Annotated in this window: 14 protein-coding genes and 1 pseudogene; 2 read left to right on the plus strand and 13 right to left on the minus strand. The window is 42.9% G+C overall.

Features of this window, described 5'->3' with window-relative positions:
• Positions 1-70: 70 nt before the first annotated feature.
• Complete coding sequence (locus F8L24_RS06795) at positions 71-577, minus strand: Rab family GTPase (RefSeq protein ID WP_294953571.1); 507 nt, start codon at positions 575-577, stop codon at positions 71-73.
• Between the two features lies 1 nt (position 578).
• Positions 579-890 carry a hypothetical protein gene (locus F8L24_RS06800; RefSeq protein WP_294953574.1) on the minus strand — a complete coding sequence of 104 codons (312 nt, stop codon included), beginning with the start codon at positions 888-890 and terminating at the stop codon, positions 579-581.
• 124 nt (positions 891-1,014) lie between these two features.
• Here F8L24_RS06800 and F8L24_RS06805 point away from each other — a divergent pair, with 124 nt between their 5' ends.
• A complete protein-coding gene (locus tag F8L24_RS06805) occupies positions 1,015-1,653 on the plus strand; it encodes a response regulator transcription factor (protein WP_294953577.1) in 639 nt (212 codons plus the stop codon).
• Here the strand turns inward: F8L24_RS06805 and F8L24_RS06810 are convergent.
• The 5 genes from F8L24_RS06810 to F8L24_RS06830 all read right to left on the minus strand — a co-directional run bounded on the left by F8L24_RS06810 (position 1,648) and on the right by F8L24_RS06830 (position 6,242).
• The gene (locus F8L24_RS06810; protein WP_294953580.1) at positions 1,648-3,033 is read right to left on the minus strand and encodes an ATP-binding protein; all 1,386 of its coding nucleotides are present in this window, start codon (positions 3,031-3,033) and stop codon (positions 1,648-1,650) included. The genes F8L24_RS06805 and F8L24_RS06810 overlap by 6 nt on opposite strands.
• Positions 3,030-4,646 carry a response regulator gene (locus tag F8L24_RS06815; protein ID WP_294953583.1) on the minus strand — a complete coding sequence of 539 codons (1,617 nt, stop codon included), beginning with the start codon at positions 4,644-4,646 and terminating at the stop codon, positions 3,030-3,032. The genes F8L24_RS06810 and F8L24_RS06815 overlap by 4 nt, the downstream gene beginning before the upstream one ends.
• A gap of 83 nt (positions 4,647-4,729) precedes the next feature.
• Positions 4,730-5,272 (minus strand): histidine phosphatase family protein, encoded by a 543-nt coding sequence (locus tag F8L24_RS06820; protein WP_294953607.1) that lies wholly within the window; start codon positions 5,270-5,272, stop codon positions 4,730-4,732.
• Between the two features lie 36 nt (positions 5,273-5,308).
• Entirely contained in the window at positions 5,309-5,698 is a 390-nt protein-coding gene (locus F8L24_RS06825) for a hypothetical protein (protein WP_294953586.1), read from the minus strand.
• 25 nt (positions 5,699-5,723) lie between these two features.
• Positions 5,724-6,242, minus strand: coding sequence for a PAS domain-containing protein (locus F8L24_RS06830; protein WP_294953588.1), 519 nt, complete (start codon positions 6,240-6,242; stop codon positions 5,724-5,726).
• A 137-nt stretch (positions 6,243-6,379) separates the two neighbouring features.
• On the opposite strand from F8L24_RS06830, the gene F8L24_RS06835 reads away from it, so the two are divergent.
• On the plus strand, positions 6,380-8,434 hold the full coding sequence (locus tag F8L24_RS06835; RefSeq protein ID WP_294953590.1) for an ATP-binding protein: 2,055 nt from the start codon (positions 6,380-6,382) through the stop codon (positions 8,432-8,434).
• Between the two features lie 17 nt (positions 8,435-8,451).
• Here the strand turns inward: F8L24_RS06835 and F8L24_RS06840 are convergent, their stop codons facing one another.
• From F8L24_RS06840 to F8L24_RS06865, 6 genes and pseudogenes are all read right to left on the minus strand, one after another.
• Positions 8,452-8,829: a response regulator gene (locus tag F8L24_RS06840; RefSeq protein ID WP_294953593.1), complete on the minus strand. Its 378-nt coding sequence runs from the start codon at positions 8,827-8,829 to the stop codon at positions 8,452-8,454.
• Between the two features lie 85 nt (positions 8,830-8,914).
• Complete coding sequence (locus F8L24_RS06845) at positions 8,915-9,112, minus strand: ribbon-helix-helix protein, CopG family (protein ID WP_294953596.1); 198 nt, start codon at positions 9,110-9,112, stop codon at positions 8,915-8,917.
• An 83-nt stretch (positions 9,113-9,195) separates the two neighbouring features.
• Positions 9,196-9,768, minus strand: coding sequence for a DedA family protein (locus F8L24_RS06850; RefSeq protein WP_294953598.1), 573 nt, complete (start codon positions 9,766-9,768; stop codon positions 9,196-9,198).
• 13 nt (positions 9,769-9,781) lie between these two features.
• On the minus strand, positions 9,782-11,182 hold the full coding sequence (locus tag F8L24_RS06855) for an MBL fold metallo-hydrolase (protein ID WP_294953601.1): 1,401 nt from the start codon (positions 11,180-11,182) through the stop codon (positions 9,782-9,784).
• Between the two features lie 34 nt (positions 11,183-11,216).
• Positions 11,217-11,912 (minus strand): 2,3-diphosphoglycerate-dependent phosphoglycerate mutase, encoded by a 696-nt coding sequence (locus tag F8L24_RS06860; RefSeq protein WP_294953604.1) that lies wholly within the window; start codon positions 11,910-11,912, stop codon positions 11,217-11,219.
• A gap of 1 nt (position 11,913) precedes the next feature.
• A pseudogene (locus F8L24_RS06865) lies at positions 11,914-12,152 on the minus strand (NAD(P)/FAD-dependent oxidoreductase); the annotation flags it as partial.

Here is a 12,152-nt window from a genome sequence, read left to right on the forward strand (position 1 = left end):
GCATGGTTTATGACAAAATATTCATATTTATGGTTCTCGTAAATAGCATTAAAGACTTCCTGTATATGCATTACTGACCTGCCAGTTCCATTGCCAGACGGGTAAAGGCAGTCATGACGCCCTCACCGCTTTTTGCCGATGTCACATAAACACTTTGTGTATAGCTTTTATACGTTTGTAATACCTTTGCCTGTATCACGGAAGCTTCCTCTTCGGGCAGGCAGTCCGATTTGTTCAGTACGATGACGAAAGGGATGCCCGGCGCAATCGTCTGAACCTCATTCAAATACAGCGCTATATGTCCTATCGTATCTTCCCGGGTGATGTCTGCAACAACAATGCACCCGTGTGCACCGATGAGATAAGTTTTATTGACGGGTTTGGTTTTTGTACCGCCTTCAATATCCCAGATAAGCGCCTGAAGGACTTCTTCTTTCACATCAATTTTTTTACGTGATATCTTTACACCGATGGTACTCAAATATCTGTCGCTGAACTGATTGTCGACATAACGGCGGATCAAACTTGTTTTACCCGTCGAGAAATCTCCGATCAGAATTACTTTTTTAGAGAGCATTTCAGCGTTTCACTATTTTTTTAATTTCATCTATACGCTCGGATACTTTCCCTTCCGTCCTCAGCTCGTTCATCATATTGCCTGCCTCCATATTTCCCATATTGTAAAGCAAACCTTTGAGCGCGTGCAGTGACTGGTTGAGATTCTCTATATCGGTTTCTTCCGTCTCCAGCAGTGCGGCAAGCGTATGGAGTTCTTTTTCCAAATCGTTTCTTCCTGATGTCAAAAGCTGGTCTATCTGTTCTTCTTTAAATCCAAATGCACTGAATTTTTCACGCGCAATCTGTAATGTTTCGGAAATGAGATCTTCCATTTCTATTACCTTTAATAATTATTATAACTCTATTATACAGTAACTGCTCTTGTTTTTCTCATCAAGTAGTGCTAAAATAAATATCTTGATTTATATTCCATCTATCGGGCGGGGAGGTATTGGGATGACATATATAGCGATTGCCGATGACCATGAGATCATACGTCAGGGACTGACCATGATCATAGAGGCCCAGGAGCAGATGGAAGTAGCCGTACAGGCATCATCCTATGCCGAACTTGCCGGCTGTTTGGAAAAGACGAGCGTAGACCTGCTCATACTCGATCTGAACCTGGGTGATCTCAACGGCCTGGCTTCCATCGAAAATGTTGTCAAGCAGTATCCTTCTCTTCCTGTTTTGGTTTTGAGTGCGTATCCTGAAGAAATGTATGCCCTTCGTGCATTCAAGAGCGGCGCATCCGGCTATCTGAACAAAGCCGTGGTGTCTTCGGAACTTATCGATGCAGTAAAAACGGTCATACACGGTAAAAAATACATCAGCACTGCATTGGAAGATACACTGGCATACGGCACAAAACTCGACAAAGAAGAAGCCAGTCTGACCGATCTGCTCTCAAAACGGGAATTTGAAGTCCTGACAATGATCGCAGAGGGAAAAACATCCAAAGATATTTCGGAAATACTGAAGCTGAGTCCCAAAACCGTTTCTACCTACCGGGGGAGAATAATGGAAAAGCTCAACCTCGACAGTGCTTCCCGGCTTTTTCAGTTTGCCTACGAGCGGCTCTGCACACGTTCATGAATGTTGAGGGAAAACCAGTCTGAAGATGGCTCCCCGCGCACCGTTTTCCACCTCTATCTTTCCCTGACAGTGTTCTTCAATGATCACTTTGGACATATACAGCCCCAGTCCGGTTCCGTCACTGTGTCCTTTGGTGGTAAAATAAGGATCAAAGATCTTCTCCATAATGTCTTTTCCGATACCGCCGGCATTATCTTCGATTTCAAATACAACCCTGCCTTGCTCTGACATTGTCCGAATCATGATCTTCGGCTCGGAAATTTTGTTCATAAGCAGTGCATCTTCCGCATTTTTAAGCAGGTTGAGTATGACATGAAGAATTTCATTCGGATAAGTATAAATAAGACATGCTGTACACTGATAGTGTGTAGCGAGCACAATATTTTTTTCTTCCAGTGCATTCTTGACAAGACTCAGGGCATTATCAATGATTTCCGGAAATTCACGTTCTTCTTTTTTCCGGTCAAGCCTGAAAAAGTTTCTAAAATCATCGATCGTTGAAGAAAGATGCTGTACATAGTCTCCTATGCGTGCAACCTTCTCTTTGAAAAAAATATTTTGGGGATCTTCCCTCTCAAGTTTCAGCTGCATGATCGCTGCGCTTGCAGAAATAGCATTAAGCGGCTGCCTCCACTGGTGGGCGATCATGCTGATCATTTCTCCCATCTGGGCGTACCTTGCCTGTCTGAAAAGCATTTTCTCCTGTTCCCTGTTCTCCTCAATCTTTTTCTGTATCCGCTCTTCCAGGGTTGCATTGAGCGATTGCAGTTCCATGGTTTTCTGCTCCAATGCCAGTGTTTGCGCTTGCAGCTCCCGTGTTTTTTTTGCCACTTCGTCGGATAGTATATCCTTTATCTGTAAAAACTTTTGTGTCGATGCTTCTTCCGTCTTTGCATACCAGTGCGATATCATCAGAACGATCAGCATGTTCATGACCCATACGAGGAAGTCTACCAGGCTTAGATTGAACCCTGGAATGTCGAATATATATATGGCAAAAAGTGCAATCCCGATCGAACCGATCCAGCAGAGCGCTTCTTTCCTGTCAAAAAGATAAAAAATAATATACACAACCGTAGAAAACCACACAAAACGTATGGGGTTATGCTGATAATGCACAAGCAGAAAAGTGGATGCGGCAAGGGCACCCAAAAATACAATACGGATAATAAACCGGTAATTCCGGTAATTGGTCTTAAGCCTGAAATATCCGTAGAGCACGATGAGCAGAAACAGTATATCTGCCGCAAACTGTATATAATTCTTTTCAATCAGACGTACCAGACTCATAGTACTGAGCAAAATGATAAGCAAATTAAATATTTTCAGTACCAGGTTAATCCTGTCCTGCATCAAAAAGGAATTGTCGCTCTGTCTCATACAGCTGGATCCTTTCCCCTGGTATGTGCCGGCACCTTCAGGAACCTGTGCAAGCGCTTTAAAAGCAGTTCCGGATCGATAGGTTTGCTCAAATAGTCATCAAATCCTGCATCAAGAAAACGTTTCCTGTCACCTTCAAGTGCATTGGCCGTCAGAGAGATGACCGGTGTATGTTCCAAATGCTTTTCCTGCTCTATTTTCTGTATTTGTTTTGTCGCATCCATACCACCCATATTTGGCATATTTTCATCCATCAGTATAAGATCGAATGTGCCGTTTTTAAATTTTTCTACCGCTTCTATCCCATCATTCGCCATTTCATAGGTCAGTCCGGCATTCTCCAGGATAATACCGACGAACATCCTGTTGGCTTCATAATCTTCCACGATCAGAATGTGGCCGCTGAGCGTTATCTCTTCTGTTTCTGTTTTGGTCTCTTTTTCTCCCATGGACAGCGGAACAGAAAGTTTGAAAACACTTCCTTTGCCTTCTTTGCTTTTTAAGGTCAGCGTCCCGCCCAGCATATGGCTCAGTTCCGAACTGATCGTCAGGCCGAGGCCTGTACCGCCATAGACTCTTGCCGTCGATCCGTCTGCCTGCATGAAAGGTTCAAAAATACTTTTCTGTTTCTCTTCGCTGATGCCTATGCCGTAGTCTTTCACCACGATATTCAAATATCCGTTCTTATACCAAATCACACATTTGACAATGGCACCTTCCGGAGTGAATTTAATGGCATTGGAAAGCAGGTTCGTAAAGATCTGTTTGATACGCAGCGCATCACCAAAAAGTATTTCAGGCATGAAGTGATTGTATTTGATTTTGAAATCGATCTTTTTTTCTGCCGCTTTTGCCTGAAACAGTTCGGCAATCGTTATCAGATCTTCATACGGATTGAAGTTATACGGCTCTATTTTGAGTTTACCGCTTTCTATCTTGCTGATATCCAGAATATCATTAATGATCTGCAGGAGTGAATCGGAAGAATTTTTGATAATACTGAGATATTTCAGTTTTGTTGTATCGTTTTCATTCGCTTCCAAAAGGGTAATGAAACCCATAATAGCGTTCAGAGGTGTCCGTATTTCATGTGACATATTGGCAAGAAACTGGCTTTTTTGCAGTGTAGCCTCTTCCGCCGCCCGTTTTGATATTTTCAGGTTTTCATTCATCTGTTTGAACTGTCTTTTATGGAGGATGATCTCTATGACCTGGGCAAACACTTTTTCAAAACGTCCGATATCAATAGGTTTTAGAATAAAATTTGTTACTTCAAGGTCGATCAGTCTGAGAAGATATTTTGTCTCATTGTGGGCAGAAAGTACGATAATATTTTGCCGCTCATTACGTTGGCGGATATGTTCTATCATCTCAATCCCGTTCATTTTGGGCATATTGATATCGGTAAGTACAATATCATAAGAAGTATTATGTTCCGAATAGAAGTGCTCATACTGTTCAAGCCCTTCCCGTCCGTCGCTGGCAACATCAATTTTGTCAAAATACATTTTCAGCAGATCAAGCGTACTTTCCTGCACAAAGGTATTGTCCTCAACATAAAGAATCGTAAATTCTTTTGCCCTGGACAATAATTCCAAAATAGTCAGATGCATGATATCCTCTCTCCCTCTTTTTCCAAAGAAAATCTTCATTGTCTTTTTAATTATAGCGATGTTCTCTTTATGCGGATGGAAAATCAAGTATTTTTATGCAATACAGCCCTTATCTGATTGGGTATATAGTACTGGAACTGTTTGGGATAGATGAAAAAATCAAGTTTTCCCGACGACTGTCCAATATCACCCCAGTGGTCAATATCGAATGTGATAGCCGCAATGCCCATGGTCGGGATCTTTGAGATATGCTCATCCATCAGCATATTGGCCATATCTGTTATCTGCGGATTATGTCCGACCACAAAGATCGTATCATGGGAGGCATCCTGCATCATGATGATCTCTTTGAGTATGTCAGTATCGGTAAAATACAGTTCGCGCATATAATTGACAGGAGCCTCGGATGCGAGTTTCCGTACCAAAAGATCTGCCGTTTCCTGCGCCCTCAGTGCACAGCTTGACAGAACGAGATCGGGAACGGTTCCCCTGAGCTTCAGGTAGGACCCGATCGTTTCAATGTTTTTTCGGCCTTTTTTGGTCAAACCGCGTTCAAAATCGCTGGCATCAATATCTTTCCAGCTGGATTTGGCATGCCTTATTAAATAGAGTGTTTTAATAGTAATACCTTTTTTGTCATAGGATAAAAACCTCTCAGTACGCTACAGGCGCCCAAGCTCTTCCGACATTCCCTTGCCGGCTTTGTCCATAATCATTTTGGCCAGTGCCACATTTCCGTCATCTCTGAAAATGGCAAAGACATTTATTTTTGAAAAATTGTCCGAGGAAAGCACACCGGCACTGTTAATAAGAAAAACATGTCCGTCCAGTGTTTTGGCTTCAATGGAAGAGGCTTCGGCAAACCCGACGTCCAGTGAAGATTCGGAAACCATTCTGTAGGCATCATTGAAGATACTTGCAGAGTAGGGAATATCCGTACCTGTATTGTCATTGTCCACATAAAGTGTTTCACCCGAGTAGTTCAGTACTGCCGACCCCAGATAGCCGTTCACGGCACGGAGTCTTTTCATAGCTTTGTCAAAATCGATCATTATTGTTATCCTTTGTATTTCTGTATTATTTATTGAGCTGTCGCATGAATTCGTTGAATGTGTCAAAACTCTGACCATTTTCCGCCAGGAATGCTTCCAATGCCTTTTCCGATGCTTCAATACCCTCTTCCTGCTCTATCTTCAGCAACCTGGCATACAGTGCACTGATGGTCTCTTTGGCACTGTCGGAAATAGCTTTTCTGGTAGAAACATAGTTCCTGAAAGAACCGTCCGGGTTTTTTGCCATTCTTACCTGCGCCAGTACCCAGTAGAAACTGCCGTCCTTGCAAAGGTTTTTCACATAGGCAAATACTTCTTTTCCCTCTTTGATATTGTCCCAGAGATATTTGAAAATAACTTTCGGCATATCCGGATGGCGGAGAATGGAATGGGGTTTATCCAGCAGTTCTCCCTGGGTATATCCGGAAATTTTCATAAAAATCGGGTTCGTATAGGTAATGTTTCCTTCAGCATCTCCCTTGGATACGATCAGATCAATACTGCTTACTTCATGTTCCACATCGGTAGGTACAGGTCTCTGCATAGCTAACTCCTTACTTTCTTACATTTTATGAATGGAATACTATCAAAAATAATTTTTTCTGTATGTAGGAATTATCCTACACACATTCCCAAAAAATTTGACTATAATTTCGGGATAAAACATGGAAGAAGTCAGGTATGAAGAAAACCAAAACAAATGATTTGAAGCAACTGGTCACTGAAACGACGCTAAAAATAAAAAAAGCACAAGATAATATTGAAATAAACCGTATCATTGAAAAACTGCTCTCTTCGCTGATGCAGACAGAATCTGCTTCATTATGGATATTTGACAGACATACGGCAACACTCAAACGTGAACGGAACGATGAAACACTCCATCAAATATCGATGCTGGGGCAGCATGGTGTTCTGGCAAAATGTTTTTTTACACTCAGCAGCGGTATCTTCAACTATCTCGCAAGCGAAAAAGAGTATTTTCCCGCTGTTGACAATCCGGATAATATCAGGATCAAATCAAAGATCATTGTGCCTGTGATCGATTCCGACCGTTTTTTGGGAATGGTCACTGCCTACTCATCGATCGGAAAGATCAAAAATTTTACACAGGATGACCTTGACATACTTGAGGCACTCGTACCTTTTCTGATCAATGTTATTTATACCATGCATCCTGAAATGAAAACGGAAGAACATGAAACTGTCTACATAAGCGACCGTCTTACCGAATCATCCGAAAGTGTTGTCAAAAATGTTGAAAAGATCAGGGAAGAGCAGAAAAATACGGAAACTTCCGATGCTACACTCACCTTTCTTGCCAATACCGTACATGATATCCGTACACCCTCAAACTCACTGTACGGTTTTCTCGAGCTGCTTGAAGATCAGCTGGATGACAGCAGACTGCTTCAGTATATTCATAATGCGAAAGAAAGTGCCAGATTCATCAATGACCTTACTACATCCATACTGGACAGGGTATCGTCCCAGAGAGAACGTGTCAGGGCCGAAGCGGTACAGCTGAACCCTACCAGGTTTTTTGCCGATGTTGCGGAAATTTTTTCTGCCAATATGTACAACAAGGGAATCACGTTCAATATTTATATCGATCCGCTCCTTCCCAAAGAGATATTCGTCGAAGATGTATTGCTTAAACGTGTCCTGATGAACCTTTTGAACAATGCCTATAAATTTACCCCGTCAAAAGAGAGTATTACACTTTCTATCCAGTACGACCGTGACGAAAACAGGTTGAAAATCGCTGTTACAGATACCGGTATCGGTATCGAAAAGGAAAAACAGGAAGAAATATTCAAAGCCTTTGCACAGGCAGAAGAGGATACCGGTTTGAAATATGGCGGAACGGGTCTCGGACTGTCCATCTGCACCGAATATGTCCAGGAACTGGGCGGCAGACTCAAACTGAAAAGCGAAATCGACAAAGGCAGCAGTTTCTACTTCTCCCTTCCCGTTAACGGCAGCAACAGGCAGAGTATGTTTACCCCTATCCGCAACAAACGCATACAGATAGGGGTTTTTCTCAGCCGTGAAAATGCATTCAGCAGCAAAAACCTTGTACGCTACCTGCTCAGAATGGGATTGGACAAAACACAGATCAGTGCGGTCAAAAGTACACAGAACCTTCCCGAAAACATCACGCATCTCATCTGTTTCCAGAACTGTCTGACAGAGGAGATAGCCAGCGCGGCAAAACAGAAAAAGATCCCTCTGCTTGTCATAGAAGAACATTTTCTTTCTCTTTTGGGAGACAGTCACAGTGACTACAGTATTGTTTCGCAATACAGCTACTATGCCAATATCCTTTATGAATTTATTGCAGACAATCAGCCCAAACGTATACTCATAGCCGATGATGACAAGATCAATATAGCACTCATCAAAGCCATTTTACAGGATGAATTCTGCCAGGTAGATACTGCTTTAGACGGGGAAAAAGCACTGGAAATGCTAAAAAATGGCGTTAAAGAGGCGTATCCGTATACACTGGTTTATCTTGATAAACATATGCCTGTGCTTTCAGGCTCGGAAGTCATCAGGAAATTTCGTGCCTACGAAAATAAAAAAGACAGCCAAAGGGTATTTGCCGTCTCCATTTCAGGCGACGACAGCAAAGAAGACAAAGGAGGAGCCCTCTTCGATCTCTATGTGGGAAAACCTTTTCAAAAGAAAGATATCAAAGAGAGTCTGGCATTGGCCAAGGCCTGCCTATAGGTAAATTCCCACCGGATTCAAGGCAGTTGCAAAAGCCGTATAAAGTTTTGTTTGAAAGAATCAAGCATGATCGGTTTTTTAAGAAACAGATCAAAATACGGACGTTCTTTTTCGTACTCGTTAGGGTAGATAGTCAATGCAGCCAGTCTCGTTTTGTCATTTTTTTTACGGGCAGCTTTTGCGATTTCCACCCCGCTGCCGTCAGGAAGGTTCATATCGATGATCATGGCATCGTAAGTGCTGTCATCCGCTATTCTCTTCAGTGCTTCTTCCACCGTATGCGCCTCATGGACCTCCACAGTGATCTTATATTCCTGCATCAGTGTTTTGATCAGTTTTGATTCAAATTCTATATTGAAGTTCACATCATCTACAACCAGTATTTTTTTATTCATTGTTGAAAATCTCCCTTGTGTATTATCCGAAATAATTATAGTATAGCGATTATAGCATAACTGTATTTATGGTTATACCGAAATATTACTGTACATCAAGCAGCGCATTGATCTTCGCGAGTTTTTTGCCTTCTTCGTCATTCATGACCTTTTTGACATAGTCCGATATTGCTACTCTGATAATAGTGTTTGCATCCTCTCCTGTGCTCTTTGCTGCTGTTTCAAGTGCTTCAGCCTGCTCTGCTGTCAAAGAGAGTGTAATGTGCCGTGATGTACCTGCCATGGGAAATTCCTTTGTCTGTTTTGGTTTATTCTACCATAGAAGATTACCGGAATGTTAACAGGAAATATGTTGCAGGTCTGGTACTATTTTGGTTCTTTTTCCTCATCCTCGTCCTCATCCGGAAGATAGAGCAGATAGACAACATAGAAAAAAAGTGCTGCCAGTACCACAATGGCGATATGATGATGAATCATACTTAAAACCTGCACTACCGTATCGCCGAAATAATATCCGATCGTGGTAAAGGTAATGGCCCACATCAGTACACCGATGATTTCAAGCATGAGAAATTTTACCCATCCGAAACCTGACATGCCTACCATCAGAAGCGAAGGAATATGTGCACCGTACACAAAACGTTCAAAGACAATGATCCAGCCGCCGTAACGGCGGAACCATGCCTGAACCCGGCTGAACTTTTTCCTGTGCCGGTGCAGCAGCTCTTCTGCTCTGCTTTTGAAAAAGCGCCCTGTAAGAAAAAAGCCTATGTCTCCCAACACGGCACCGCTGATCGCAAGGAGGAGAACATTTTCAGGTTCAAATGCACCCTGTCTGATCATATAGCCTGAAAAGACCAGGGCGATCTCCCCCTGAAACATACTCCAGAAAAAAAGTATGGTGTAGGAAAAATGCTGTATGAGAAAGTCAATGATCAATGAAATTTCCTCCTCAGGAAAGGTAGATCACTTCTTCGGGCTCTACTATATGGGCTTTTTTCTTCAGTACATTTTCCATTACACTTCGGAGGATCACCTGTTTGTCCTCTTCTCCGTGGATCAGGTAGATCCTGCTGAGATCATCCATCTGTGATACCCATTTGATAATCGCGCTCTGGTCTGCATGTGCAGAAAAACCGTTGATGGTATGGATACTGGCTTTTATGAGAATATCTTCATGATAAATCTTCACCCATCTTGCACCGTCCACAATACGCCTTCCCAGCGTTCCTATGGCTTGATAGCCGACGAAGATCACAGCATTTTTCTGGTTCCACAAACGGTTTTTAAAGTGATGCAGTATTCTTCCACCGTTGCACATACCGCTTCCGGCAATGATAATGGCACGCGAGTCGACATCATTTATCTTTTTGGAAGCGTCAACATCGAGCGTATAGACAAGTTCTTCGAAATCAAAGACTGTTCCGTCACGTTTTTTAATGTTTTGGCATTCCGGGCTCAGAAGGTCGGAATAGTTCCTGTACACTTCCGTTGCCCGTGTGGCCATGGGACTGTCAAGAAATATCTGGCATTCGGGAAGTTCTTGTCTGTCATGCATGCCTTTTAAAATACACAGCAGTTCCTGCGTTCTTTCTACGGCAAACGAAGGGATGATGACATTTCCCCAGTTGTGCAGCGTATCAATAATAATCCGTTTGAATTCCGTCGTACTGATCTCCGCAGTCTGATGGTCGCGGTCTCCGTAGGTAGATTCGACATACAGATAATTGGCATGGGTGCATTTTTCAAGGTTGGGAAGCACCATATCGTTATCGTTTCCAATATCACCGGAAAAGACGATCGTCTGTCTGACATTGTGTTCAGTATAATTGATTTCAATAAAGGCAGACCCGAGAATATGTCCTGCATTGTGATATATCACTTCTATACCGTCATGCAGTTCAAAAGCGGTGTCATACTCGGGATAGTGCCAGGCAAGTTTCAATGCATTGTCCACATCCGTCTCTTCATAGAGCGGTGCGGTTACACTCTCTTCTTTTCCCTGTCTCTGCGCTTTTTTGTAATTGGTCAGATAATCTTCTTTCATGATCTTGGCACTGTCAAGCAAAATGACTTCAGCCAGATCTCTTGTGGCTTTGGTAGCATAAACGGGACCGGTATATCCTTCTTTGACCAATTTCGGGATACGCCCGACATGGTCGAGGTGAGCATGTGTTACAAGCAGATAATCAACCTCCGACGGTTCAAAATCGAACGGACCGTAATTACGGTCCTCCTCTGTCCCCTGAAACATCCCGCAGTCTATCAGAATACTCGGTCCTCCGTCGATGCTGAAAAGATGACAGGATCCTGTCACTACTTCTGCCGCACCGTATGATACTACTGTTGCCATACACATTCCTTTTTTATTATTTCATAAAGACATTCTACTCCAAATATTCTTTTTTCAAGATTCTGTATGTTTCATCCAGCGAATAAAGTATCGGTTTTCCTGTAGGGATATTGACTTTGACGATTTGTTCGGGTGTCAAATGTTCCAGTTCCATCAGCAGAGATCTCAGTGAATTTCCATGGGCACTTACCAGCACCGTTCTGCCCTTGTCAAGCTCGGGAACAATCACCTCAAAAAAGTATGCAAGAGTTCTTTTGCGTGTATCTTTCAGCGATTCGCTTCTCGGAAGTTCGGCAGGGTTTACGGAGCGGTATTTCGGGTCGTTCTTCAAACGTTCAAAATCGGTATCTGAAAGCGGTGGCGGCGGTGTATCGTAACCCCGGCGTATTGAAATGAAAACCTTTTCTCCCACTTCTTTTTTGATTTTGTCTTTATTGTGTGTCTGCCAGGCACCGTAATGCCGTTCATTCAGCTTCCAGCTTCTTATGGCGTCTATGTGCTCCCACTTTAAAACACCGAGCAGTATCTGGGTCGTATGAATGGAGCGTTTGAGCCAGGATGTAAAACAGATATCCGGATAGAGACCGTGTTTTTCCAGAATTTCGCCGGCATGTTCCGCCTCGCTTTTCCCCTGTTCGCTCAACGCTACATCCGTCCATCCGGTGAACAGGTTCTCCTTGTTGTAGAGACTTTCGCCATGGCGAAGCAAAATCAGTTTTGCCGTTTTCATTTTAGCGTCCCATCATCTTTTTCATAAAGATGCTTTGGGAGAGTTTTCCGAAACTTTCCGTCAGTGTCGGATGGGGATGAATCGTTTTCATCACATCCATCGCTGTCATTTCATTGGCCACAATCAGTGACGCTTCCCCGCTCAATGACGAAGCGTCTTCACTGACGATCTGGATACCGCGGATAATACCGCTCTTTTTTTCAATGACATACTTCAAAAAGCCTTCGGCCGCTTTGTCTA

The organism is Sulfurovum sp. (assembly GCF_015493435.1).
Taxonomy (GTDB): domain Bacteria; phylum Campylobacterota; class Campylobacteria; order Campylobacterales; family Sulfurovaceae; genus Sulfurovum.